This is a genomic window from Tenacibaculum aestuarii (assembly GCF_964510395.1).
In the GTDB taxonomy this organism is placed as follows: Bacteria; Bacteroidota; Bacteroidia; order Flavobacteriales; family Flavobacteriaceae; genus Polaribacter; species Polaribacter aestuarii.
Genome location: NZ_CAZEFY010000001.1, coordinates 907,200 through 931,860 on the forward strand (window position 1 = coordinate 907,200; position 24,661 = coordinate 931,860).

Genomic DNA, 24,661 nt, shown 5'->3' on the forward strand with positions numbered 1-24,661 from the left:
AGTGTTTAATATTGAATGATAGCTTACTTATCATTATAATTTTATTTAACAAAATTTATAATCAAATAAGCTCCAAGTATAATAATGAAAATTACCCATTGCCACAGGACACCTCTCTTTCGAATGTCATTAATAGTATTACTAGTTGCTGGTACTGTTTTGTAATCAATAGGTTTCTTTTCAATCATTTTTAAATAACCTTTGATACCAATAATGAAAAGGATAATTCCAATTATTATAGGGTAATCAGAAATAATTATTTTTAGTCCATCTAAAAAATATTCAAAGTATTCAGTTAATATGTTTAAACTTTTATTTTTCATTAAAGCTATTTTTAGATATTCGTTGTTTTAATGAACTGATATCGTTTGATAGCGAAGTTAACAGTTAAAAAATTAAGAATCAAACCAGATTCACTTACAAATTTTCTTTCAAAACCTCAATCTCATCACGTAATTGCGCTGCAACTAAAAAATCTAAAGCTTTAGCAGCTTCTTCCATTTGTTTACGTTTGTCGCGTATACGTTTTTCTATTTCTTGTTTTGGTAGGTATTCTAACTCTTGTTCAGCAGCTTTTTGCGTAGCATTGTCGTAATGATACGAAGTAATCGCGTTTTTAGATAACGTATTGTCTATCTTTTTATTGATTTGCTTTGGAGTGATCCCATGAGCTGTGTTATAATTGATTTGTTTTTCACGTCTACGGGTGGTTTCGTCAATGGTAAGTTGCATGCTATTCGTAATTTTGTCAGCATACATAATTGCTTTACCATTTACGTTACGTGCAGCACGTCCTACAGTTTGTGTTAACGAACGGTGCGAACGTAAAAAACCTTCTTTATCGGCATCTAAAATAGCGACTAAGGAAACTTCTGGTAAATCTAATCCTTCACGAAGTAGATTTACTCCAATTAGCACATCAAATAAACCTTTACGAAGATCTTGCATGATTTCTACACGTTCTAAGGTGTCAACATCAGAATGAATATAACGACAACGCACTTGAATACGGGTTAAATACTTTGCCAATTCTTCTGCCATACGTTTGGTAAGTGTGGTTACCAAAGTACGTTCGTCTTTTTCGATACGAATTTGAATTTCTTCAATTAAATCATCAATTTGATTCAAACTTGGTCGAACTTCAATTTCTGGATCTAACAATCCTGTAGGGCGAATCACTTGCTCTACAAATAAACCCTCGGTTTTTTGTAACTCATAATCGGCCGGAGTTGCCGAAACATAAATCACTTGATTTTGCAGCGCTTCAAATTCTTCAAACTTTAACGGACGGTTATCCATTGCCGCTGGTAAACGGAATCCGTATTCCACCAAGTTTTCTTTTCTGCTTCTGTCTCCACCGTACATAGCGTGAACTTGCGGTACAGTTACGTGGCTTTCATCAATCACCATTAAATAATCATCAGGAAAGTAATCTAATAAACAGAAAGGTCGTGTACCTGCTTCTCGTCCGTCTAAATAGCGAGAATAGTTCTCAATTCCTGAACAATAGCCTAATTCACGAATCATTTCTAAGTCGAATTCGGTACGTTCTTGCAAACGTTTCGCTTCTAAATGTTTCCCGATTTCTTTGAAGTAATCTACCTGTTTTACCATATCATCTTGAATTTGATGAATGGCATTTTGAAGCACATCAGGAGAGGTTACGAATAAGTTAGCAGGATAAATATTCAGTTTGTCTAACCGCGTAATAACTTCATTAGTTTCAATATCGAAGGTTTCAATTTCTTCAATCTCATCCCCAAAAAAGTGAATTTTATATCCATTATCACCGTAAGAAGGGTAAATAGTAACCACATCACCTTTCACTTTGAAGGTTCCGCTTTTTATTTCAACTTCGGTACGTGCATATAAACTGGTTACTAAGCGATGTAAAAACTTTGTGCGTGATATTTGTTGGTCAACTTCAATGGTAATAACATTCTTTTTAAACTCTGTAGGGTTACCTATACCGTAGAGACAAGAAACGGATGCTACTACTAACACATCTCGACGCCCAGAAAGTAGGGAAGAAGAGGTGCTAATTCGTAAACGTTCTATCTCATCATTGATGGATAAATCTTTCTCAATATAAGTTCCTGTAACAGGAATATAGGCTTCGGGTTGATAGTAATCATAATACGAAACAAAATATTCCACAGCATTGTTTGGAAAGAACTGTTTGAACTCTGAATATAACTGAGCAGCTAAGGTTTTGTTATGAGCCAAAACTAATGTTGGACGTTGTACTTCAGCGACAACATTAGCCACAGAAAATGTTTTACCAGAACCTGTAACACCTAAAAGTGTTTGGTACTTTTCATCGGCTAAAATTCCGTTAGCTAACTGTTTAATTGCTTGTGGTTGATCACCAGTAGGTTTAAATTCAGAGTTTAATTCAAAGTTCATTCAACAAAAATACGGATAGTTTTACTGAAAATCTATCCGTATTAATTGTAATTTATTTAAGAGTTTTTACTTTCTAAGTAAAGAAAAATGACCTGTCTTTTTTCTAATTTTACCTTTTTTATCTATCAATTCTGCATTGTACCAATAATCATTTGTAGGTAGGGTAGTACCATTGTATACTCCATCCCAGCCAGAGTGATTTTTATCAGTAATTTCACTAATCAATTTTCCATAACGATTAAAAATTTGAACTTTTAAAATATCGTAGTAATCGTTATTAACACCTAATACTTTCCATGTGTCAAAATGCCCATCTCCATTTGGGGTAAAATGACGTTGGAAGTATATGGTTGAAATTTGATTAGAAGATACAATGCCACAACCATTTCGATCTCTAACAGAAATAAAATTCAATCCAGGAGGAATATTGGTAAAGGTATATGTTAGGTTTTCATCTCCTTTGATAAAATCACCAAAATTAGTACTGTTGAGAGCATATTCGTAATCTCCAACTCCATCCACCGTAATTTCTATTTTATTACTATCTGGATTGTCTTGATCGTCTACAGATTTAATATTAACAATTAATGCTTGATTGGATTCTTTGACAAAAAAAGTGTTATATCCCATGGATGGAGTATTTATCTTAGGATACTTTCTGTATGCTTCAACTTTATATTCACCTGCTGAATTAGCATTATAAATAGCTGAGGTTTCGTTTAGAATTAAATTACCATTTAAATACCATTTGTAGGTGTCTGTTGTATTTCCAGTATCAGCATTTAAGGCTATACTGTGTGGCTGTGGTGTTCGTCTTGGGTTGTCTACGCATAAAATTTCTCCATTTAGATTTCCTTGTGGAATAGGTAATTTTTTTACAAGTATTTTAAAATTTCCAACAGTTTCACAAGATGTTGCTCCTTTGTTAGAAATCCTTACATAGACATCAGAATTATTGGTAAATAAATCATCTTCATAAGGAGGGAGAATTTGATTTATTTGTAAGGAGGCGTCTTCTGCAGTTCTGTAATATTGAAAATCATGAGTTGTTTGAGATAAGGCTCCTCCAGAACTATTGATTATTTGTTGAGTTTTAACAGAGAAATCAAAAAAGCCATTACCTGTACCTATACTAAATTTAGCATCTGTATTTGATGCATTTTGATCTAATTCACTAATATGTTCATCAGAGTAAAAATTTAATCCTGTAGGATTTACCTGTAAATCGATAACCTGAGTTTGGTAACAGTTTGTAGTATTGTTTGTTACTTTTACTGTAATAGAATGATTTGTAGCTACTGAATTAGTATAGTTGTTTTTGTTAAGAGGTCTTGAAAAGTTACTGTCAGAAGTTTCAAAAAAATCTATTGAAATATTAGAAGAATCATAAACTAAAGAAGTCTCCAAAAGTTCAAGGTTAAAGGTAGCAAATCCGTCATAAGGATTACTATCAAAGTCACATTGAATATAGGGTTGAATTGTATTAATAGTAGGTTTAGGTTCGAAAGTAACTTGAACTTTACCTGTATATGTTTTTTTACAATATGAATTAGACTCTATTTTAACTTCGTATAAACCGCTTCCAAAATTAGCGTTATCCACAGTTAGTGTTCTTGTGCTAGCTATTACTGTTCCGTCTTTTGACCATGTATAACTATCGCTTGGATTATTAATTTCAGGAACTATTTCATAGCTATCTCCTATACAAAATACTTGATTTGTGTTGCTTAATACAGCATTAGAGTCAGCATTCAATAACTTAACAGGAGCAAAAAAAGATTGGATAAAAGGAGGTAAGCCCTGATTGGTTCTTCCTCTTCCTAAATCAATAGCTACTGGTTTGTACGTAATGTTTTTTGCGCTTTCATCAGGGTTTTCAATAGCACCTAAATACGATTTATCAGGAATAGAACTGTATATTTTACCATCTGAAGCTAGTTGTAAAGCGCCTCTATATCCAGATCCTCTCCATATTAGAGCTTTTGTTTGCGTTACATCTCTATCAAGTAAGTCGAATTGGAAAATACTAAAGGTAGATGGAGGAATAAATAATGAAGCATAAAGTTTAGATGATTGGGGAGAGAATTCAACACCGTATGGTACTCCATCAATAGAAGGAGTAGTTAATATTTCTCCTGATGAAGTAATTTTTCCAGTGACATTATCAAAATCATACAATACCAAACGACCGTTTCCTGTATTTTGACCAGCTGTAAAGTCGGCCAAAGCTACTTTTGTTCCATCAGGCGATACTTTTAAATATCCTCTTTTATCTTGTAAGATATAAGAAGATTTAGAAATAACAGGATTCAAATGGTCTACACCGTTTTGATCAATTTTATAAGCATAAAAAGAGTCTTCTACAATAGATAAAACCCAAATTTCAGTACAGTCTTTTCCTTGTACAGCTGTAACTTTTTCAGACCATTCCCAATTTCTGTTATTAGAAAGGCTCATAGGTCCCGCTATAATTTCACCTCCATTTCCTTGAGAAACATCAATAGTATAAAAGTTAAAACCAGGATTTCTTGGGTATCCAGAATTATTAGGGATATAATCGGTTCCTACAGTGAAAATATAGTATATGTTTTTATTTTCTGGAGCAGGTACAATTAAACCAGATTGAGAGCTTGATGGATTTCCTTGTAAATTATTAGCAAGTTGCCCATTAGAATATCTCATTAATTCGTGGTTTTTTGTCCATACTTTAATTCCATCAGAATAAAATAAAAGATTTCCGTCTTCATCTGAAATAGTAGAACAACCTTCTTCGGTATTTAATGCGCCATTTGTTAAAGTGATTGGAGTTCCATTAAAATCAATTCCAGCATTGTTTCCAAAATACCAAACATTGGCTTCTTTTTGACTATAAATAGAGAGTGAGGTTATACACAGAAATACAAAGAGTAGTTGTTTTACCATTTAAATAAATTTTTATACAGATAAAACAACTAAATTACATAAAACCCTCTATAAATCTCGTTTTTTTAACAAAGCATATGATGAATAAATAAAAATAGCTGTCCAAATTAACACAATTATTATGTTGAATAAGCTAACAGAGTAGTCTTTGGTAAAGTTTTCACCTATTTGACTCGCAACCGATTTCACAGCTCCTAATCTAGTAAAAGGTTCTTTAATTAAGTTAGCCATCGATTCTAAAGGAAAAAATTGCATGACACTGTTTACTGCTTCATCAGTTCCTGTTTTTACATCTCTAAAAGTCCAATACAAGTAGCCTTTAATTAAACTTTCAACAATTAACCAAACAATCATAGCTGCTACAGCAAATGCTGATCGTTTAATTAAAATTCCTAAGAATAAACCAAAAGAGAAAAAGCCTAATAATTTTATGAAAAAAGCAAATAAGTAACCTAAATCTGAAAAGATGATAGACATTTCATTAAAATCTGAATAAATAGCACCAAGAATCAATGAAACAATAAATACAAATACGGTAGAAATAAAAGCAAAAGCAATAACAGTGTAGAATTTAGAAAGAACAAACTCTTTTTTACTTAAACCATCGATTAAGTTTTGTTTTAACGTTTTATAGCTATACTCATTAGCCATCATAGAAACAATAACTAAAAGTAAGAAAAATTTAAATATTGCAGCTATATAGGTATTAAAGTGCCAGATGTAAGGAAAGTTAAAAATACCTTGTTCTGCTAAGTGAAATTTAATCGGACCTATATCAAATTTTATTGCAGCAATTAAAGCAATTGATGTTAATAGGGCGAAATAAATAATTGAAAGAACTTTACTAGCTCTGTTATATTTTAATTTATGTAATTCTATGTTTAAAAGTCGTAGCATGATGTAAGTTTATTGGTTGTTGGTAAGGTCTAAGAATTGTTGCTCTAAACTAGGTTTACGTTTTACTAAATGCGAAAGAGAAATTCCGTTGTCAAATAGAAATTTATTAATTTCTGAGGCAGACAATTCAGAAGATAAATTCGCAATTAAAACTCCATTTTCACTGTTAATAGTTCCTATTGAAGAATGATTTTCTAAAAGTTGTTTAAGCTTGTTTTGATCTTCGGCTTGTAGCTCGAAAAATCCATTTGAAGCTGTCATTTCATCAACTCTACCACTGTATAGTTTTACACCATTTCTTATTACTACTACATGAGAACATACTTTTTCCACTTCATCAAGTAAGTGTGAGGCAAGTAAAATAGTCGTGCCGTTTTGAGCAATTTCTTTTATAATTTGACGAATTTCATGTATCCCCTGTGGATCTAGTCCGTTAGTAGGTTCGTCTAAGATTAATATTTCAGGATCGTTCAATAGGGCAGAAGCAATTGCTAAGCGTTGTTTCATTCCTAAAGAGTAAGTTCTGAACTTGCTGTTTCTACGCTCGTAAAGGTTTACAATTTTTAATTTTTCTTCTATTTTATCGTACGAAACCCCCTTTATTTTACAGATAAGCTGTAAGTTTTGAACTGCCGACATGTATGGATAAAAATTAGGACGCTCAATAATAGCGCCTACTTTTTTTAAAGCTTCATGAGTAGATAGTTTACCATCAAACCAGCTAAAACTTCCTGAGGTTTTGTTAACTACATTTAAAATAATACCTAAAGTGGTTGATTTTCCACTTCCATTAGGTCCTAATATTCCGTAAACATTTCCTTTTTGAATGTCAAAAGAGAGGTTATTTACCGCATGAACTTTTCCGTATTTTTTATCGAGGTTTTGTATAGATAAAATTGTTTCCAAGCTTTTTTGATTTTGTTGATTATATGTATTTGACGACTCATTCAAATTATTGTTACAATGTATAAAAAAAGTAACAGAAAATAGTTTAAAAGGAAAACACGACTTTTTAGAAAGAAATAAGACCTATTCAGAAGTAAATTTAACTAGATGGTTTAAAACCAAGGTAGTTTTGCATGTCAAATTATATTATTATGAAAAAAATAAACTACTTATTAGCGATTATTTTAACAACTGTTTTTTATGTAAGCTGTTCATCTGATGATGTTCAAGAAACACCAAATCAATTTATAATTGAAGGAAAAAATTATCCGATTGAATCAATTTTCGTAGAAAAATTCATTAAAGAAAGTGGAACTTCTGTATTGTTACATTTATTAAATATTACTGAACAAGATATAGAAGCTGCTCGAAACTCAGGTGTAGCTTTAACTGAGGTAGATTTCTTTTCAATTGCTGTTCGTGATGAAAGTTTAACTTCAAAAACTTATACAACGAACAGTTTATGGTATGAGTTTATGACTGATGGAGAATTTTTAGGAGAATACGATAATGAACAATTACTAATGGAGTATGAAAATGGAGATGAAGTTACTTTAACTATAAATTCAATTAATGAAACTAACATTTCATTAGACTTTAAAGTGAAAAGAGTTAACGGAAGTGTAGCAACAGGAAGTTATAAAGGAAAGTACAGTACTATTGAAGAATCATCAGGGCAGAGATAGAAAAATAAATAGATTAGATAAGAAAAAAGCTTAGGTAAATCCTAAGCTTTTTTCTTTAAAATAATATTATTTGTTGTCAATCAATCTAAATCCTTCACCATGAATGTTTAAGATTTCTACATTTTCATCATTCTTCAAATACTTACGAAGCTTTGCAATGTATACATCCATACTACGAGAAGTAAAATAGTTGTCATCTCTCCAAATTTTCGTCAACGCTAATTCACGTGGCATTAAGTCATTTTTATGGATAGCTAACATACGTAATAACTTACTTTCTTTTGGTGATAATTTTTGAGGTTCACCACCTTTGTAAGTTAAGTGACGTAACTTAGAGTTAAAGTCAAATCCACCAATTTTGAATTCGAACTCGTCACTGTCGTTTGTTTTTTCAGTTTCTTTACGTTGTAAAATAGCTTTGATTTTATGTAATAAAACTTCAGAATCGAAAGGTTTATTTAAATAATCATCAGCTCCAACTTGATATCCTTTTAAAACATCTTCTTTTAATGTTTTAGCAGTTAAAAATATAATTGGAATTTCTTTGTTTGTAGAACGAATGTCTTCAGCTAAAGAAAAACCATCTTTACGAGGCATCATAACATCTAGAATACATAAATCGTATTCTGCATTTTTAAACATGATTAAACCATCGATTCCATCTTTAGCATGTGTAACATTGTAATCGTTAAGTGCTAGATAATCTTTAAGAACTGTTCCAAAATTAGGATCGTCTTCTACTAATAATATTTTTTTACTCCCCATTCCTTAATCTTTTATATTAATGGTAATTTAACTGTAAACGTGCTTCCTTTGCTTTTTTCACTCTCAACGTAAACGGTACCCTGGTGACTATCTATGATTTCTTTTACATAGGCTAGTCCTAAACCATGACCTTTTACATTGTGTATGTTCCCTTTGTGTTCTCTATAGAATTTATCGAACACATATTTTTGAGCATTTTTACTCATTCCTATACCTTCATCTTTTATCTTAAAGATAAAGTATTTATTTGTGTTTTCAGTAAATACATCAATTTTAGGTGCATTTTCTGAGTATTTTAATGCGTTTTCTAACATATTAACAACAACATTGGTTAGGTGGAATTGGTTTCCTAAAACCTCTGTTGAAATAGCTTGAAAATGTGTAGTAACACTTCCTTTTTTATCATCAGTCAATAATTGAATATGCTCAATAGCTTCTTCAATAATATCGTGCATGTCAACTGCATCTTTACTAATTTCAAGTTGATTTTTTTCTAGTCTTGAAATTCGTAATACATTTTCTACCTGCCCGTGCATACGCTTGTTTTCATCGCGAATCATTTGCACATAACGTTTTACTTTTTCTTCGTCAGATATGATCTTTGGGTTTTTAATCGCATCTAAAGCAAGGTTAATGGTTGCAATAGGTGTTTTAAACTCATGTGTCATATTGTTGATGAAATCTGTTTTAATTTCAGAAATCTTCTTTTGACGTATTAGTTGGTATAACGATGTTGAAAAAGCAGCAATTATAATCCCTATAAAAAATAAGGAAAGAATTAATACTTTGATCATTCCAGATAACAAGTTTTTACGCTTGTCAGGAAATTTTACGTATAATTTATATTTACTGTTTCCTTCTTCATCTTCAAGCAGAGGATAATTAATATCTTCTGGCTGTATGTTAAAATACCCTGATTTTAATTGTGTTGCTAATCCGTCTTCATAAACAATATATTTAAAATCTTGAGTAATGTTCATTTTGGCAAACTCTTCTTTTAATCGGCTGTTTAATTCTTTATTACTTATTCGTTGATGAATAGGAATAAAAATATTTTTACTTTGACGAAAAGCGTATGCTATTTCTTTGTCATTCCAACTAGGATAGTTTCTAAAAACAGAATAACGGCTTTCGTTTAAATAGGGTTTAAAATCTTTGTTTTCTGATTTTATTACCTGAGAAAAGAAGATGTCTTCTTTACCAGAGTAACGTTTGATAATAATAGAATCATTATCGACAAATTCTCCTGGTATTTTAGTGCTTTCTTCTAAAATTGTACTACCAAAAGAAAATTTCTTTTTACTAACAGTATCTACCTGTTGAAAAAGAAAAGTTTTTATTTCGGCATCAGTTCTAAATTTGTTACTGTCGAAATAATCTTTATAGTTTTGCTCAAACTCTAAATATTCTCTTTCTTTGATGTTTTCAGAGGTGCGAGCTAAAGCAATAGTTACATTGTTTTTAAATTGTTGTTGTTTGTTTTTAATAGCATCTTTTATCCAATACACTTGAATAGAGATAATTCCTATTAAAGAAATACTCATTAAAACAACAATGAGAATAAAAATTTTCTTACCCATTATTCAAAAATAAATTAATAAAAGTTAGAGATATAATGTTTTAACTTAGATTAACAAAGTTGTTATAAAATTAAGGAAATTTTAACACTTAAAGTTAGCAAAGCGTAAATTATACTACGCTTTTTGTTAAAGAATTATGGATTTTTAATACTTGTTCTTTGGAGTGGTTAAGTGTTTTATTATCAATAATGTAGTTTGATTGTAGTGTTTTTCTGATATCACTCCATTGATTTTTTATTCTATTTTTCACTTCTTCAACAGTAGTGTTGTCTCTTTTTACAACTCGGTTAATTCTGACTTCTTCTGGAGCAGTAACAGTAATAATTTTATCGCAAAAAGCATCACTTCCGTTTTCAAAAAGTATCGCATTTTCATATAAAATGTAAGCTTTGTCAGAATTTTGTTTGATAAAAGCTTGCAAATGCTCATTAACAACAGGGTGAACAATAGAGTTTAATAAGGCTAATTTTTCTTTGTTTTTAAAAACGATAGAAGCTAAATATGGTCTGTTTAATTCGTTGTTGATATAGGTTTCTTTGCCAAATTCAGTAATTAAACGAGATTTAATTACTGGTGAAGTATGCATGAGTTTTTTAGCTTCATCATCGGCCATGTAAATAGCAATGTTTTTAAACTCAGAAAACATTTTTAAAATGGTAGATTTTCCACTACCGATTCCGCCTGTTAAACCTACTACCATGTTATTCGTAAATTAAAAAGTCAATTTTATCGGGTACTATTCTTAGTACCGTAGCTAAATTAGGAGTACTCTTAAGTTTAGGGGTGAGATAGTTCAGCTCGTTACTTTCAGCTTCTAAATAATCACATTCTATTTTAAATAAATCGGGTGTGATTTCATTAAAATTTTTCAACCCTACTTTATAAATCACTTTTACTTTTTTAGGGAAAATATTTATTCCTTTTGGGGCATTTTTAACTAATACAGGCACTTCAATTTCCCCTTCTGTAAATTTGTCTACCAACAATTCAATATTTACTGATTTATGGCTTGCTTTGAGCTGAATATTTTCAGGAAATAGAATAGAAGAGGTGATATTTGTATTTTTAGAAATGTTCTCTAAAGTAGCGCTATCAAGATTTAGAAACTCTATTTTGTTAACATCAGTTTCATCACCAGAAATTAAAATGCTATCAGGTGTGAGACTTAAAGGTTTTGAAAGACCGTATCCTAACTGAAAAGAGATGTTTATATTAGGTTTTAACGGAACTTTTTTAGAACTCAATAATCCTATTTTTACAGGAATAGTATCTTGCGTGATGCTGTTTAATTCAATATTATATTTTAATTGATGTTGTATTTCAGGGTGCAAGTTTTTTGATAAAAAATAATAGTTATTTCCCTTCTTTTTAACAGCTTTATCTAATTGTAGAGTGATTGGTTTGTGGTTAATGCTGGACATTAATAAATTATAACCACTACTTTTTACATCTAGGGTTAGTTTGTTAAAAGGAGCGTCAATTAATGTTTTTTGTTGAGGTAATTGAGTGTATTCAATGTCGTATTCTACCTCTGCATTGTATTCTTTTGAGAGGTTTGTAAGTAACCAAAAAAATATTGAGGCAATTAAAAAGCCAAAAAAGGTTTTAGGTATGTTGAATTTTTGTTTCAAGTAAATAAATATTGATGCAATCTACATAAAAAACAAAAAAGTGAGCTAATTAGCTCACTTTTTTTATATAAGTGTATTACTGTTAGTTTTTACTTTCAGTACTGTATTTTTTGCTTAATTCCATTGAAATTGCAGAACGTTCAAATTTAATTTTACCAGCACCTGTTTCGATAGAAATAGTGTTGTCAGTATCATTAATTTCAACTATTTTTCCGTGAATACCACTTGTGGTAACAATTTTAGCTCCTTTTTTAATTTCTGTTTGAAACTGTTTTTCTTTTTTTTGGCGACGCATTTGAGGGCGAATAATTAAAAAGTAAAAAACAGCAATCATTGCTACAAAAGGAAGCATATTCATTAAACTTTCTTGAGAACTAGCTTGTAAAAAAATGGTTGTAAACATTATACGTCTTTATTTTTAGGGGTTACCATACCAGAAATCTTGATAATTTCTCTACCTTTCTCAGTATTGGTAGTTAATGTAACAGATTTTGATTGTTTGTTAGTTCTTCCACTTGTATTAAAGCTAACTTTAATATCACCTGTTTCACCTGGTGCAATTGGGTCTTTTGTCCACTCAGGAACCGTACAACCACAAGATGCTTGGGCGTGTGTTATTACTAAATCACTTTTACCTGTATTGGTTACAACGAAAGTAGTTTCAACAACTTCACCTTCTTTAACTGTACCGAAATCAAATTCTTCTTTGTCAAAAGAGATCTCTGGAGCACCTTGGCTAATAGTATTATCTCTTTTTTCAGCGTTCTCAACGTTTTCTTTTTTTACTTTTGATGAGGCATTACCTTGTCCACAAGAAACTAACATTCCTGCTGAAACAACAAATGCTAATGCTACTGCTATTTTCTTCATTGTAAAATATTTTTGTTTGTTGTAAAAATACTAATTTTTATAATAATCCTCTACCTATTTTTACCATCTTGTTAGAACTAAGATAGTCTTTCGCTAATTTATCTAAAACACCATTGATAAAGTAACCACTTTTATTGGTAGAATAGTCTTTAGCTAACTCAATATATTCATTAATAGAAACTCTACTTGGAATAGAAGGGAAGTGTAAAAACTCTGTAATAGCCATTTTGATAATAATCATATCAATATCAGCAATTCTATCAGCTTCCCAGTTAGGTGTTTTTTCTTTGATATCCTCTTCGTATTTATGCTGATTTAACATGGTTTTGTTAAATAAGTTGGATACAAAAGCTTGGTCTTCGCTATCTTTATATAAACTACCTAAAATAAAAGGCTTGTTGGCTTTTTGTTTGTTAAGAGTTTTTAATACCCAAGTGTTTACAAAAGGAATATCATCAACCCAAGAAATCATTTTGTCCTCAAAATAATCCGCTATTTTTTCGTTAGGAGCTACAATTTCTCTAAAAAAGTCAATAACAAAAGCACGGTCTACATTAAAAGAATCTTCAACGGTGTCCATGTACTTTTTGTAGATGTCACTTTTTTGTAATTCATCGAACAAAATTTTTACGTACTCATCGTCAAGATCCCAATAATTTAATTTATTAAGCTCAACATACCCTTCTAAGCTTACGCTTTCGTTAAGTTGGTTTAAAACCTTATTGTCAATAAACTTTGTATTTGGATTAAGTTCTTCTTTAGTAGCAAGAATTTTCTTTTTTGAAAGCTCTATTCTCTTTCGAGCTAATTTTTGAACTTCAACTAATAATTGAAGATTTAAAACGTACAAGTCGTACATTTTTTGAATGCTGTGTTTTAAGAATTTTTCTTCCTTAACTAAATCATCGCTGTGCGATTGTTGCATCGCATATACCGACTGCATTACTTTAACACGAATATGTCTTCTGTTAATCATTCTAAAGAACTTTAAAAAAAAGAGCGATAGAAACTATTTCTAACGCTCTGCAAAAGTAAAACTTTTTTATTTTTTATCTAGCTATTTTGCTCTTTTTTGCGAGCATCAATTCTTGCTTGTGCAATATTGAAAGCAGCTTGATGTGTAGTGATGTTTTCTTTTTCTGATAAATTGAAAATTTCTAATGTAGTGTTGTAGATGTTTTCAGTTCTTTTTAAGCTTTCAGCTTTATCGTAACCTTCAACTTCTGCATATACATTAATAATACCACCAGCGTTGATTAAGAAATCAGGAGCATACGCAATACCTCTTTCTTTTAACATCGTACCGTGCTTTAATTCGTTTGCTAATTGGTTGTTAGCAGCACCAGCAACTACTTGAGCTTTTAATTGAGCAATGCTTTCATCGTTAAGAGTAGCACCTAAAGCACAAGGAGCATAGATATCAAGGTCTAAACCAAAAATATCATTTCCTAATACTACTTTAGTACCGTATTTTTTGCTTAATTCTTCTAAACGAGCTTCGTTAATATCGTTTAAGATAACTTGAGCACCTTCATCAGTAATGTGCTTTACTAAAGTTTCACCTACGTGACCAACACCTTGTACTAATACTTTTTTACCTTCTAAGTTGTCAGTTCCGAATTTATATTTAGCAGCAGCTTTCATACCCATGTACACTCCGTAAGCAGTTACAGGAGAAGGGTTTCCAGATCCACCTATTGCTTCAGAAACACCTGTTACGTGTGGAGTTACTTCACGAATAACATCCATATCACGAGTTTCCATCCCAACATCTTCCGCAGTAATATATTTTCCGCTTAAAGAGTTTACAAACTCACCAAATTTGCGCATTAAGGCGTCATTTTTTTGAGTTTTTGCATCACCAATAATAACTGCTTTACCACCACCAAGGTTTAAACCAGTAACAGCAGACTTATAAGTCATACCACGAGACAAACGTAAAACATCGTTTAAAGCTTCCCATTCACTTTTATATTGCCACATTCTAGTACCTCCTAAAGCAGGTCCTAAAGTTGTGTTGTGAATACCAATAATTGCTTTTAAACCTGTATCTTCGTCGTTGCAAAAAACGATCTGCTCGTGATTGTCAAAAGATAATTGACCAAACACAGGGTCGTTCTTAAGATCTTTAGTATCAATGATTTCTGATGTCATTTGTTTTAGTTTTTTAATTTGAGATAATTTAAGCAATCTCAAAAATTCGAGCACAAAAGTAAGAAATCGTTAAAACAAAAGCAAAAAAAGAGAGCTCAATTATGGTATCTTTAACAAGAGCCCTTTTTAAAGTTAAATTTTTATAAAAAAGTAAGATTGAAAGCATTACAGCATTTAAATAAGTATTTCATAAAGTATAAGTGGAGGTTATTGTTAGGGGTTTTTATAACTGTTCTAGCAAAAATATTTACACTAAGAATCCCCGATTTTGTTGGTGATTCATTAAATGTAGTAGAAGACTATCAGTTAGGAAAAATAACAGAGCTATCTGAAGTAAAAAGCATTTTATTAAATAATATTTTACTTATTATCGGAGTAACTTTATTAGGTGGTTTTTTCACTTTTTTGATGCGTCAAACTATAATAGTGATGTCTCGAATGATTGAATTTGATTTAAAAAACGAGATTTACCAACAATATCAGCGATTATCACTTAATTTTTACAAGCAAAATAGGACAGGTGATTTAATGAACCGTATTAGTGAAGATGTGTCTAAGGTGCGTATGTATGTTGGTCCGTCTATCATGTATTCTTTAAACATGCTAGTGTCTTTTGTAATTGGTTTTACTCAGATGTATGCAATTTCTCCAAAACTAACTTTATATACTATGATACCATTTCCAGTTTTATCGGTATCGATTTTTGTGTTGAGTAAGCAGATAAATAAGAGAAGCACCATTGTTCAACAATATTTATCGAAGTTAACAACTTTTAATCAAGAGTTTTTCTCGGGTATTAATGTAGTGAAGTCATATGCTATTGAAGATGCAGTAATCAAAAATTTTGATGATTTAGCTGATGCCAATAAAGAAAAGAATATTGACCTATATAAAGTACAAGCACTGTTTTTCCCTCTAATGATACTATTAATAGGAATCAGTAATATTATTGTGTTGTACGTTGGAGGAACATTATATATTAATGGAGAGATTCAAGTTGGAGCAATCGGTGCTTTTGTTATGTATGTAAATATTTTAACATGGCCTGTTGCTGTTGTAGGTTGGGTTACTTCTATGATTCAGCAAGCAGAAGCTTCTCAAGAAAGAATTAATGAGTTTTTACAGCATGTTCCTGAAATACAAAATAGGAATGAAGGTACAACAGAAGTAGAAGGAGAGATTGAATTTAAACATGTTTCCCTTACGTATGAAGATACCGATATAACAGCATTAAAAGATGTTAGTTTTAAAGTTGATAAAGGAGAAACTTTAGCAATTTTGGGTAAAACAGGTAGTGGAAAGTCAACTATTATCAATCTTATATCGCGATTGTATGATACTACTGAAGGAACAGTGTTTATAGATGGACAAGATATTACAACGTGTAACTTATATGACGTAAGAAATCAAATAGGATTTGTACCGCAAGAACCATTCTTATTTTCTGATACAATTGAAAATAACATCAAGTTTGGTAAAGAAGATGCTACAGAAGAAGAAATTATTGAAGCTGCAAAAAATGCTGTAATTCATGAGAATATAATTGATTTTAAACAAGGCTATAAAACTATTTTAGGAGAAAGAGGTGTTACACTTTCAGGTGGTCAAAAGCAACGAACCTCTATTGCAAGGGCGATCATTAAAGATCCGAAAATCTTAATCTTTGATGATTGTTTATCAGCGGTAGATACCGAAACAGAAGAGCGAATTTTATCTAATTTAGAGCGAGTTTCTAGCGATAAAACCACAATAATTATTAGTCACAGGGTATCTTCAGCAAAAAATGCAGATAAAATTATTGTATTAGATGATGGAAAGATAATTCAACAAGGTGTTCATAATCAATTAATAAAGGAAAAAGGATACTATAAAGACCTGTATGAACAACAACTTTTAGAAAAAGAAATATAGCAATTCGTATTGCCAAGTCAAATATTTTGTTAGATTTGTTGAGAAATTTTAAGTAAACAACTATTATTTAAAGCGAATTATGAGCGAGAGAGTAGAACAAGAAGAAATCTTTTCACAGGTTTTAAGAGCAGGAAGAAGAACGTATTTTTTTGACGTTAGATCTACAAAGGCAGATGATTATTATTTAACAGTAACAGAAAGTAAAAAATTCACTCACGATGATGGATCTTTCCATTATCAGAAACATAAAATTTACTTATACAAAGAAGACTTTACTGATTTTGCAGAAATGTTGAATAAAGCAACAGACTTTATTGTAAACGAAAAAGGTTCTGAAGTAATTAGTGAGCGTCACCAAAAAGACTATAAGAGAGAAGAAGGCATAGCTACAGAAGCTACCTCTACAGAAAGTTTTACTGATGTTTCTTTTGATGATATTTAAAACAGAAGATAACTGTTTTGTATAAACCCTAAACACAAATTGTAATTTGTGTTTAGAGCTTGGTTTGTGCATAAAAAATCAATTCAAATTCAATTTACACTTAAAAACTGCCAATTGTGCACAAGCAATTGGTGGTTTTTGCTTTTAAACAAGAGTTTTTATTTTGTTTGGTAGTTTTGATGCGAATTCAACCAGCTGCTTATACGTTAAAGTTCTACCAACTCTACTATTAAGTTTATCTTCACGCTGGTTAATCCTAAGTAATTTTTGTTTCATAGGAAAGCGAGTTTTAAGTTTACCTAAATATAGTAAAAAAAGCTGTATTTCAGAGGGTTAATATTTCTGTTAGGTGAGAAGTTTTATAAAATAGGGGATTTTCCTATAAAACCTTTTTCATTGTAGTGGTCTTAGCTACGGTTTCTTGCCACTCTTTTATAGGGTTGCTATCTCGTGTAATACCGCCGCCTACATAAATATTTACCGTGTTATTTTCAACTTCCATACAACGTAAATTCACAAACAAATTACTTTTTTTAGAGTTGATGTTTAATTCTCCTAAAAAACCAGTGTAAAAGTTTCTGTGATAGTTTTCAGTATTTAAAATAAATTCTCTTGAAGCTTCTAAAGGCAATCCACAAACTGCAGGAGTAGGGTGTAAGCTGTTTATTAAAGTAGCATTATCTGTTTTTAATGCTCCATTAATAATAGTTCTTAAATGAAGTAAATTCCCAGCTCTGATAGTTTCGGTATCAGAAGTTGTAATTTCTGAACAGTAATTTGAAAGTTTGTCTGTAATATAATCAGTAACAAACTGCTGTTCTTCTATTTCTTTAGGTTGCCAAGAAACATTGGTAGTGCCATTATAAACTTGTGTTCCAGCCAAAGACATAGTAGTAAAGGTGGTACCTTGAATACTCACTAATGTTTCAGGAGTAGCGCCCAACCACAAACCAACTTTTGGATGATACCAAATATATACAAAAGCTGTAGGGTAACTATTCAAAAGTTTTTGAAAAGTCTCAATAAGGTTGAATTCTGGTAATTCAACTTTTTCCTTTCTTGAAAGAACTACTTTTTTAAATTGATTATTCTCAATGGCTTGTATTCCTTTTTCAACAAGTTGAATATGGTTTTTTTCGGAAGAAGTGTCAGGTGTGTGTTTAGTGTTGTTATTAGAAAGAATAGAATCAATACTGATTTCTTCTTCAAAATAAGTAGATTGATTTTCAGGAATTAGAATAGCTTTTTCTCTACTATCAAACGGAGCAAAAATAAATCCACTTTCGCTATAGTTTTCAGAAGTAATTAACGTAGCATTTTGCTGAAACCAACCTTTAAGTAAAGATGTATTTGGTTTTCTGTAAGCAACAAAGGGTAATTGTTGTTTTAAAGCTTCTTTTATATTTGAAAAAATACTCAATCTAGTTCTTGTATTAAATGTTGTTTAATTGTGTCAAATTTACTCCAAATAAACCCATGACCTGCATCAGAAATGTTAATTAACTTAAACTGATTTTTAGGAAAGAGTTGTTCTAAAAATGTTGAGTTTTCATGAGGAACAATCCAATCATTTGTGCCATGAATACTTACTATTTGGTTTGGGGTTGATTTCCAATTGTTTTCAAACTTTTGTAAATCTTGTTTATGCGATAATTTTTCTCTGCTGGCTTCTTGCCATACGGGTGGAACAAGCCATCTGGTAAATTTCCATTTATAAAAATTCAAGGTCCAAGGCATTGGTTCAACTTCACTGTATACAGCAGGAGCCAATAATAGTACTTTATGAATTTTTTTCTGAAGAGCTAAAGCAATGGGACCTCCATAAGAATATCCAACAACAATTGTTTTTTTAGGATTTATGCCTTGCAAAATGTCTTGAAGCATATCACGTTCAAAATTAATACTTTCTTGAACCGGATTTTTGTCTTGATAATTGTAACCAATCCTATCGTACGAAATCATATTAGCTTTACTAAGTAGCAAACTGTCTTTCATGTATTTTACAAAATCGGTGGAGGAACCTATGGTTCCATGAATAAAAACTAGCGTAGGTAAGGTGGTATCTTTTATAATAGAAAGTTTTCTGTATTCAAATCCTTTAAAATTTTCGTGAGAAAGTGTAGGAGCAATAGTACTTTGACTAAACCTTTCAATCACTTGTTGATCAGATTTTGGAGCAGAAAATTTCCAGAATAAGAAGTATAAAACAAGTAGAATTACAAAAAGAGTAATTCCTGTAAATTTCAAGATTTTTTTCAATAATTTCACATGAATAAATTTTGAATTAAAATATTGATTTTTAAGTTTTAGATCTATTTGTTGGTTGCTAAGCGTAGTCGAAGCATAAAGCTTCCGAGGTCTTTTTTATTCATGTCCTTATTGTTTAAGTGATATCTAGGTGTGCTTAATCCCTCTATGAGGGTTCATGCTACTGTTTGTCTAAAACAATATTGGTTATCTTACAAAGCGAAATCAAATTGTTGTCTTCATCTACAATCTTTACTTCCCATAAATGTGTAGTTCTACCTTTATGAATCGCTTTAGCAGTAGCAAAAACATGTCCTTCCTTTTTACTTTTGATATGGTTAATGCTTAGCTCAATTCCTTTTATAATTTTATTAGAATCTCTTAAAAAAAAAGCCGAAGCACAACTTCCAACCGATTCTGCTAAGGCAGCTGTGGCTCCACCATGCAATATTCCGTAGGGTTGATGCACTTTTGAGGTTACAGGCATTTTGGCAGTAATAAAATCATCTCCTAAATCAATAAACTCAATTTCTAAAGTTTCCATTAGGGTATTTTTATTGTAGCTGTTTAAGACTGTAAGAGATTCTTGCTTGTTCATTTTACTAAAAATTATCATTCAAAAATACGTATTTTTGTACTGACAAAAAATGATAGAATGTATAAAGTACGTGTAATTTTAGATACAAAAGAAGATGTAATTAGAACCCTAATGGTAAGTGAAAATAATTCGTTAGAAAATTTGCATTTTGATATAGCAAAATCATTTGGTTTTAACGGACAAGAAATGGCTTCTTTTTACCGTACCGACGAAGACTGGAATCAAGGAGAAGAAATTCCGTTATTTAATATGGCAGAAGCAGGTGAAGGGGTGTCAATGGCAACTTGTATATTGAATGAAACTTTGCCTAATATGCACGATAAGTTAATTTACGTGTATGATTTCTTACAAATGTGGACCTTTTATGTAGAGGTAATAGAACAGTCTGACGAAGCTGTTACCGAAACAAAAATGATATTATCAATCGGACAAATTCCAGAAGAAGCTCCAGAAAAGGAGTTTAAAGCAGAAGATCTTTCTACAGATTTAGAAGAGGAGTTTGACGATGAGTTTAATGATTTTGAAAGTTTAGACGATTTTGATTTTGACAATTACTAAACCATGGCACAATTTATAAAGTTGTATAACGACAACCCGAACCCTAAAGAGATAGAGAAAATTGTAAAAGTTTTACAAAATGGAGGGGTAATAATTTATCCAACCGATACGGTTTACGGGTTGGGTTGCGATATTACAAATGCTAAAGCTTTAGCTAAAGTTGCAAAAATTAAAGGAATAAAGCCTGAAAAGGCAGATTTTTCCTTTGTGTGTAATGACTTAAGCCATTTGTCAGATTATGTAAAGCAAATTGATACAGCTACGTATAAAATTTTAAAGAGAGCTTTACCCGGGCCGTATACTTTTGTGTTACCTGGTAGCAATACGTTACCGAAAGCCTATAAAAAGCGTAAAACGGTAGGTATACGTGTGCCTGATAATAATATTGCAAGGGCAATTGTGGCAGCTTTAGGAAACCCAATAGTGTCTACTTCTATTTATGATGAAGACGAAGTATTAGAGTATACTACAGATCCTGAATTAATCTTCGAAAAGTGGCAAAACATTGTAGATGTTGTTGTTGATGGAGGCTATGGAGATAACCATGCATCTACCGTAATCGATTTAACAACCGATGAGCCAGAAGTGATTCGTGAAGGAAAAGGAAGTTTAGATATTTTGTAATGCCTAGAATTGAGCTAATCACTTATATAAATTCATCTAAAAAAAATCGTTTTTGACTTATCTCGTAGTGTGGAATTACACAAAATATCAACTCAAAAGACAAAAGAAGAAGTCGTTGCTGGTAAAATGACGGGCTTAATAGGATTGGATGAAAGTGTTACTTGGAGGGCCAAACACTTGGGGTTTTATCAAGAATTAACTTCAAAAATTACAGAATATAAGTATCCAGAATATTTTGTAGATGAAATGCAAAAAGGAGCTTTTAAAAGTTTTCGACACGAACATTATTTTATTGAAGAATTTGAGAATAAAGTAAAGATGGTTGATGTGTTTGAATATATTTCTCCTTTTGGTTTTCTAGGAAGATTAATAGATAAAATATTCTTAAAAAAATATATGATAACGTTATTAGTAGAGAGAAATAAGGTTATCAAAGAGTTTGCTGAAACAGATGCATGGCGTGTTGTTTTATAAAAACTTTAATTTTTAATTAAAACATTAATCCTTATCTTGTTACATAATAGAAAAGGATATATGTTTTTACTGGAAAGATTTCCTAACGACAGCGGACCAATATATCAAGAAACCATCGCAGGTAGGTTACCTGTTGAACCTTTCAATACCTTTAGCAATCTTATTTTTATAGTGTTATTGATTTACTTTGGAAAGAGAGTTTATCAAAGCCCTAGGCAATATCCTTTTTTTCTGTTTGCCATTCCTGTAATATTTATTAGTTGGGTAGGGGGTACCATGTTTCACGGAACCCGAAGCCATGAGTTTTGGTTGTTGTTAGATTGGGTACCTATTATGCTTGTATGCTTAGGAGCAATTATTTATTTCATCGGAAAAATAAAAAGAAATTGGTGGCAACGAATAGGAATATTACTAGCAATACTTTTAGTGTCTATTTTACCTCGTTTTTTACCAATACCAGTAGGGTACAGAACATCGTTCGGATATGCAGTAACAGCCTTAGCAGTATCAACTCCTTTAATTTGGTACGCTTATAAAACACATTGGAAAAATGTAAAATACATAGCCTACGGAGTATTTGTGTTCGGAATGGCGCTTTTGTTTAGAACTCTGGATAATAAAATTGAGTTATTCCCCATGGGAACTCATTGGTTATGGCATACCTTTGGTGGCGTAGCGGTTTTCTTTTTACTCTACTATATTTATAAAGATGAAAAAGAATTAACGTAAATCCTCAAACTTTTTTCTCCCTCTAGCATAATATTGCCAAACAACAGAAGTATGTAATGCGTAGTTTGATTTCTTCGGAAGTTTTTTCCTCTTTTTTAAAAATGTTGGAAGGTGTGCGTAAAAACTAAAATGAGCTTTTAAAATGGCAAAAAGATGTTTTGGTTTTCCTTCTAATAAAAATTTAACTCCGGCTAAGCCATCTAACACTAAACGAAAGAAAATAATCGGAAGTAATTTAAATAGAGGTAAATTTTTAACTAGGTTAAGTAAACTATTCCTGAAATTTAAAAACGTTTTTCTAGGATTTAAAGAATCTAATGTTGCTCCACCTACATGGTATACTGTTGATGTTCCTGCATATTTTATGATGTGTCCACTATTTTTAGCACGCCAGCATAAATCAATTTCTTCTTGGTGTGCAAAAAAGTCTTCGTCAAAACCATTGAGTTGATGAAACACTTTTGAGCGGATAAAAAAACAAGCTCCTGAAGCCCAAAATATTTCGGTAGTATCGTTGAATTGTCCGTTATCTGTTTCTAAGTAGCTAAACAAACGACCACGACAATACGGGTAGCCGAAAGCATCAATAAAACCACCACCAGCGCCAGCATATTCAAACTTTGTTTTGTCTTTAAAGTCTAAAATTTTAGGTTGAATAATTGCCGTATTTGGTTCCTTTTCAAAAGTATCAATAATGGGAGTTAACCAGTTGCTAGTAACCTCAATATCTGAATTTACCAAACAATATACATCGGCATCAATATGTTGTAAGGCGTCGTTGTAACCTTTGGCATACCCACCATTTTCTGAGTTTTGTACAATCTTTACAGTAGGGAAATGCTGCTTAATTAATGCAATAGAATCATCTGTAGAAGCATTGTCTGCTACATATACTTCCGCTTCTTCAGAACTAAAATTTACGACAGAAGGTAAAAACTGCTTAAGCAATTTTTTCCCATTCCAGTTTAATATGACGATTGCTGTTTTCAAGACGGCAAATTTACAGTTTCTAAATGAAATGCTGTTAAAAAAGCAAGAATCATTCTAGGTCTCGTTATCCCGTACGAGGTACGAGGAGGAATCTCATAAGGTGAGCAATTCTTATGTTTAGGGTTTTTCCTTCCGTTAGGCTCCAGTTCGAAATAATAATTGCGCTTGGTCATTGCGAGAGGAACGAAGCAATCTCTTAGTTGAAAGAGGTAGACATGTCTTTACTCCTCCTCGCTATGACGTTTTGCATTCCCGTCATTCCGACTGTAGGGGAGAAACAGTAAGGTTCAACAAAGTTAAACTCCAGTAAACTACGGAACTCCTATTCTGATTTTTCAGGTTCATATATTGCATTTTCCAAGCTAAAACAAAAGGGTTGAGAACCACCACCAGTCATTACAATATCAGCACTAATGACTCTCAATAAACTTATTTCTGTATTTATTTCCGAAATAATAGCTGAATTAAGAATTTCTCCTTCTTCAATGTTAGAAGCAACACCTATATAAAGTTTAGGATTGAATTTAAAAACAGCTTTTTGACCTGGTGCAAGATTAGTTTTTATAGCTAATAGCTTACTATCTTTATAACAATTAGCATCAATAGCGCTTCGTGTTAGGTTGTTTCGTATTTCTACTTCGTCATCCATTACTGCGGAAATTGAAGAGAGTTGTAAAACATTTCCAGAAGCATTTTCAACCATTTCAAAAGCACTTCCATCATAAGCGCTTAACTTAGGTGTGTAGTTTCCGTAAGAATCAACAGCAGCAACTTGAAAGTTAGTAGAATAATTAATAGGGTGGCTTTCCTCGTGACTTGGATTTTTAATTACTTTCCATGCAGTAGGACGTTCATCAAAACTGCTTGCAACGTTCTTTTGAAAAATCACAACATCACTGTTGTTAGCATCATTAGACCTGTTTATAAAGTTTAGTTTAATAGTATTGATCATAAATTAATTTTTAAAGTTTAGTGTAAAGTTGTTTTTATTATGTGAATTTAAGAAATAGAGCGTAAAAAAGATAAATAAAGGTTATAAGCGGATAATTTTTGTGTTGAAATATATGTTGAGAGTCATTAAAGAAATTAGCGTCATTGAGAGTGTAAGAGAGGGAGTTAATGAGGAGAATAACTTACTTGTTTAAGGTTTCTCAGTTGTAACCTCTTTCGAAATGAGGTACAGTTTTGTCATTCCGAACGGTAAAGGAGGAGGAGTTTCATGAGGCGAGTAC

The 24,661-nt window shown here is 31.6% G+C and carries 25 protein-coding genes; 7 read left to right on the forward strand and 18 right to left on the reverse strand.

Going from position 1 to position 24,661, the window contains the following annotated elements; translation table 11 throughout:
• Window positions 1-41: 41 nt before the first annotated feature.
• From ACKTSU_RS04410 to ACKTSU_RS04430, 5 genes are all read right to left on the reverse strand, one after another.
• Window positions 42-323, reverse strand: a complete 282-nt coding sequence (locus tag ACKTSU_RS04410) for a hypothetical protein (RefSeq protein ID WP_408035135.1) — start codon at window positions 321-323, stop codon at window positions 42-44.
• Window positions 324-417: 94 nt separating this feature from the next.
• Window positions 418-2,406: an excinuclease ABC subunit UvrB gene (gene uvrB / locus ACKTSU_RS04415; RefSeq protein WP_408035136.1), complete on the reverse strand. Its 1,989-nt coding sequence runs from the start codon at window positions 2,404-2,406 to the stop codon at window positions 418-420.
• Window positions 2,407-2,472: 66 nt separating this feature from the next.
• Window positions 2,473-5,328 carry a T9SS type B sorting domain-containing protein gene (locus ACKTSU_RS04420; protein ID WP_408035137.1) on the reverse strand — a complete coding sequence of 952 codons (2,856 nt, stop codon included), beginning with the start codon at window positions 5,326-5,328 and terminating at the stop codon, window positions 2,473-2,475.
• A gap of 48 nt (window positions 5,329-5,376) precedes the next feature.
• On the reverse strand, window positions 5,377-6,225 hold the full coding sequence (locus ACKTSU_RS04425) for an ABC transporter permease (RefSeq protein ID WP_408035138.1): 849 nt from the start codon (window positions 6,223-6,225) through the stop codon (window positions 5,377-5,379).
• A gap of 9 nt (window positions 6,226-6,234) precedes the next feature.
• Window positions 6,235-7,131 carry an ABC transporter ATP-binding protein gene (locus tag ACKTSU_RS04430; RefSeq protein ID WP_408035139.1) on the reverse strand — a complete coding sequence of 299 codons (897 nt, stop codon included), beginning with the start codon at window positions 7,129-7,131 and terminating at the stop codon, window positions 6,235-6,237.
• Window positions 7,132-7,322: 191 nt separating this feature from the next.
• Between ACKTSU_RS04430 and ACKTSU_RS04435 the strand changes: the two genes are divergently transcribed.
• Window positions 7,323-7,856, forward strand: a complete 534-nt coding sequence (locus tag ACKTSU_RS04435; protein ID WP_408035140.1) for a hypothetical protein — start codon at window positions 7,323-7,325, stop codon at window positions 7,854-7,856.
• A gap of 66 nt (window positions 7,857-7,922) precedes the next feature.
• Here the strand turns inward: ACKTSU_RS04435 and ACKTSU_RS04440 are convergent, their stop codons facing one another.
• From ACKTSU_RS04440 to ACKTSU_RS04475, 8 genes are all read right to left on the reverse strand, one after another.
• Window positions 7,923-8,621, reverse strand: a complete 699-nt coding sequence (locus ACKTSU_RS04440; RefSeq protein ID WP_408035141.1) for a response regulator transcription factor — start codon at window positions 8,619-8,621, stop codon at window positions 7,923-7,925.
• A gap of 11 nt (window positions 8,622-8,632) precedes the next feature.
• Entirely contained in the window at window positions 8,633-10,201 is a 1,569-nt protein-coding gene (locus ACKTSU_RS04445) for a sensor histidine kinase (protein ID WP_408035142.1), read from the reverse strand.
• Window positions 10,202-10,310: 109 nt separating this feature from the next.
• Window positions 10,311-10,901: a dephospho-CoA kinase gene (gene coaE, locus ACKTSU_RS04450; protein ID WP_408035143.1), complete on the reverse strand. Its 591-nt coding sequence runs from the start codon at window positions 10,899-10,901 to the stop codon at window positions 10,311-10,313.
• Window position 10,902: 1 nt separating this feature from the next.
• Entirely contained in the window at window positions 10,903-11,832 is a 930-nt protein-coding gene (locus ACKTSU_RS04455) for a YbbR-like domain-containing protein (protein WP_408035144.1), read from the reverse strand.
• A gap of 82 nt (window positions 11,833-11,914) precedes the next feature.
• Complete coding sequence (yajC, locus tag ACKTSU_RS04460) at window positions 11,915-12,235, reverse strand: preprotein translocase subunit YajC (protein ID WP_408035145.1); 321 nt, start codon at window positions 12,233-12,235, stop codon at window positions 11,915-11,917.
• Entirely contained in the window at window positions 12,235-12,702 is a 468-nt protein-coding gene (locus tag ACKTSU_RS04465) for a DUF1573 domain-containing protein (protein ID WP_408035146.1), read from the reverse strand. Before ACKTSU_RS04465 ends, yajC begins: the two co-directional genes overlap by 1 nt.
• Before the next feature lie 37 nt (window positions 12,703-12,739).
• The gene (gene nusB, locus ACKTSU_RS04470; protein ID WP_408035147.1) at window positions 12,740-13,678 is read right to left on the reverse strand and encodes a transcription antitermination factor NusB; all 939 of its coding nucleotides are present in this window, start codon (window positions 13,676-13,678) and stop codon (window positions 12,740-12,742) included.
• A gap of 77 nt (window positions 13,679-13,755) precedes the next feature.
• The gene (locus ACKTSU_RS04475; protein WP_408035148.1) at window positions 13,756-14,856 is read right to left on the reverse strand and encodes a Glu/Leu/Phe/Val family dehydrogenase; all 1,101 of its coding nucleotides are present in this window, start codon (window positions 14,854-14,856) and stop codon (window positions 13,756-13,758) included.
• Window positions 14,857-15,012: 156 nt separating this feature from the next.
• Here ACKTSU_RS04475 and ACKTSU_RS04480 point away from each other — a divergent pair, with 156 nt between their 5' ends.
• Window positions 15,013-16,767: an ABC transporter ATP-binding protein gene (locus ACKTSU_RS04480; RefSeq protein ID WP_408035149.1), complete on the forward strand. Its 1,755-nt coding sequence runs from the start codon at window positions 15,013-15,015 to the stop codon at window positions 16,765-16,767.
• 79 nt (window positions 16,768-16,846) lie between these two features.
• Window positions 16,847-17,209, forward strand: coding sequence for a PUR family DNA/RNA-binding protein (locus ACKTSU_RS04485; RefSeq protein WP_408035150.1), 363 nt, complete (start codon window positions 16,847-16,849; stop codon window positions 17,207-17,209).
• Window positions 17,210-17,588: 379 nt separating this feature from the next.
• Here ACKTSU_RS04485 and ACKTSU_RS04490 read toward each other — a convergent pair whose 3' ends face one another.
• From ACKTSU_RS04490 to ACKTSU_RS04500, 3 genes are all read right to left on the reverse strand, one after another.
• Window positions 17,589-18,629 carry a chorismate-binding protein gene (locus ACKTSU_RS04490; RefSeq protein WP_408035151.1) on the reverse strand — a complete coding sequence of 347 codons (1,041 nt, stop codon included), beginning with the start codon at window positions 18,627-18,629 and terminating at the stop codon, window positions 17,589-17,591.
• A complete protein-coding gene (locus ACKTSU_RS04495; RefSeq protein WP_408035152.1) occupies window positions 18,626-19,477 on the reverse strand; it encodes an alpha/beta fold hydrolase in 852 nt (283 codons plus the stop codon). The genes ACKTSU_RS04490 and ACKTSU_RS04495 overlap by 4 nt, the downstream gene beginning before the upstream one ends.
• Window positions 19,478-19,637: 160 nt before the next feature.
• Window positions 19,638-20,054, reverse strand: a complete 417-nt coding sequence (locus ACKTSU_RS04500; protein WP_408035326.1) for a PaaI family thioesterase — start codon at window positions 20,052-20,054, stop codon at window positions 19,638-19,640.
• A 57-nt stretch (window positions 20,055-20,111) separates the two neighbouring features.
• On the opposite strand from ACKTSU_RS04500, the gene ACKTSU_RS04505 reads away from it, so the two are divergent.
• The 4 genes from ACKTSU_RS04505 (at window position 20,112) to ACKTSU_RS04520 (ending at window position 22,439) form a co-directional block, all read left to right on the forward strand.
• Window positions 20,112-20,612 carry an IS1096 element passenger TnpR family protein gene (locus ACKTSU_RS04505; RefSeq protein ID WP_408035153.1) on the forward strand — a complete coding sequence of 167 codons (501 nt, stop codon included), beginning with the start codon at window positions 20,112-20,114 and terminating at the stop codon, window positions 20,610-20,612.
• A gap of 3 nt (window positions 20,613-20,615) precedes the next feature.
• The gene (locus tag ACKTSU_RS04510; protein WP_408035154.1) at window positions 20,616-21,236 is read left to right on the forward strand and encodes an L-threonylcarbamoyladenylate synthase; all 621 of its coding nucleotides are present in this window, start codon (window positions 20,616-20,618) and stop codon (window positions 21,234-21,236) included.
• A 69-nt stretch (window positions 21,237-21,305) separates the two neighbouring features.
• The gene (locus ACKTSU_RS04515) at window positions 21,306-21,710 is read left to right on the forward strand and encodes an SRPBCC family protein (RefSeq protein WP_408035155.1); all 405 of its coding nucleotides are present in this window, start codon (window positions 21,306-21,308) and stop codon (window positions 21,708-21,710) included.
• A gap of 36 nt (window positions 21,711-21,746) precedes the next feature.
• On the forward strand, window positions 21,747-22,439 hold the full coding sequence (locus tag ACKTSU_RS04520; protein WP_408035156.1) for a hypothetical protein: 693 nt from the start codon (window positions 21,747-21,749) through the stop codon (window positions 22,437-22,439).
• Here ACKTSU_RS04520 and ACKTSU_RS04525 read toward each other — a convergent pair.
• On the reverse strand, window positions 22,431-23,429 hold the full coding sequence (locus ACKTSU_RS04525; protein WP_408035157.1) for a glycosyltransferase family 2 protein: 999 nt from the start codon (window positions 23,427-23,429) through the stop codon (window positions 22,431-22,433). The two genes, ACKTSU_RS04520 and ACKTSU_RS04525, sit on opposite strands and share 9 nt — an antisense overlap.
• 322 nt (window positions 23,430-23,751) lie before the next feature.
• Window positions 23,752-24,381: a hypothetical protein gene (locus ACKTSU_RS04530; protein WP_408035158.1), complete on the reverse strand. Its 630-nt coding sequence runs from the start codon at window positions 24,379-24,381 to the stop codon at window positions 23,752-23,754.
• Between the last annotated feature and the right edge of the window lie 280 nt (window positions 24,382-24,661).

What these genes read in the sequence shown, in the direction of transcription:
- yajC (WP_408035145.1), bottom strand. Translation starts at nt 12,235, where the DNA reads ATGTTTACAACCATTTTTTTACAAGCTAGTTCTCAAGAAAGTTTAATG.
- ACKTSU_RS04475 (WP_408035148.1), bottom strand. Translation starts at nt 14,856, where the DNA reads ATGACATCAGAAATCATTGATACTAAAGATCTTAAGAACGACCCTGTG.
- nusB (WP_408035147.1), bottom strand. Translation starts at nt 13,678, where the DNA reads ATGATTAACAGAAGACATATTCGTGTTAAAGTAATGCAGTCGGTATAT.
- ACKTSU_RS04420 (WP_408035137.1), bottom strand. Translation starts at nt 5,328, where the DNA reads ATGGTAAAACAACTACTCTTTGTATTTCTGTGTATAACCTCACTCTCT.
- ACKTSU_RS04510 (WP_408035154.1), top strand. Translation starts at nt 20,616, where the DNA reads ATGGCACAATTTATAAAGTTGTATAACGACAACCCGAACCCTAAAGAG.
- ACKTSU_RS04435 (WP_408035140.1), top strand. Translation starts at nt 7,323, where the DNA reads ATGAAAAAAATAAACTACTTATTAGCGATTATTTTAACAACTGTTTTT.
- ACKTSU_RS04410 (WP_408035135.1), bottom strand. Translation starts at nt 323, where the DNA reads ATGAAAAATAAAAGTTTAAACATATTAACTGAATACTTTGAATATTTT.
- ACKTSU_RS04465 (WP_408035146.1), bottom strand. Translation starts at nt 12,702, where the DNA reads ATGAAGAAAATAGCAGTAGCATTAGCATTTGTTGTTTCAGCAGGAATG.
- ACKTSU_RS04440 (WP_408035141.1), bottom strand. Translation starts at nt 8,621, where the DNA reads ATGGGGAGTAAAAAAATATTATTAGTAGAAGACGATCCTAATTTTGGA.
- ACKTSU_RS04425 (WP_408035138.1), bottom strand. Translation starts at nt 6,225, where the DNA reads ATGCTACGACTTTTAAACATAGAATTACATAAATTAAAATATAACAGA.
- uvrB (WP_408035136.1), bottom strand. Translation starts at nt 2,406, where the DNA reads ATGAACTTTGAATTAAACTCTGAATTTAAACCTACTGGTGATCAACCA.
- ACKTSU_RS04505 (WP_408035153.1), top strand. Translation starts at nt 20,112, where the DNA reads ATGTATAAAGTACGTGTAATTTTAGATACAAAAGAAGATGTAATTAGA.
- ACKTSU_RS04530 (WP_408035158.1), bottom strand. Translation starts at nt 24,381, where the DNA reads ATGATCAATACTATTAAACTAAACTTTATAAACAGGTCTAATGATGCT.
- ACKTSU_RS04485 (WP_408035150.1), top strand. Translation starts at nt 16,847, where the DNA reads ATGAGCGAGAGAGTAGAACAAGAAGAAATCTTTTCACAGGTTTTAAGA.
- ACKTSU_RS04445 (WP_408035142.1), bottom strand. Translation starts at nt 10,201, where the DNA reads ATGGGTAAGAAAATTTTTATTCTCATTGTTGTTTTAATGAGTATTTCT.
- ACKTSU_RS04500 (WP_408035326.1), bottom strand. Translation starts at nt 20,054, where the DNA reads ATGAACAAGCAAGAATCTCTTACAGTCTTAAACAGCTACAATAAAAAT.
- coaE (WP_408035143.1), bottom strand. Translation starts at nt 10,901, where the DNA reads ATGGTAGTAGGTTTAACAGGCGGAATCGGTAGTGGAAAATCTACCATT.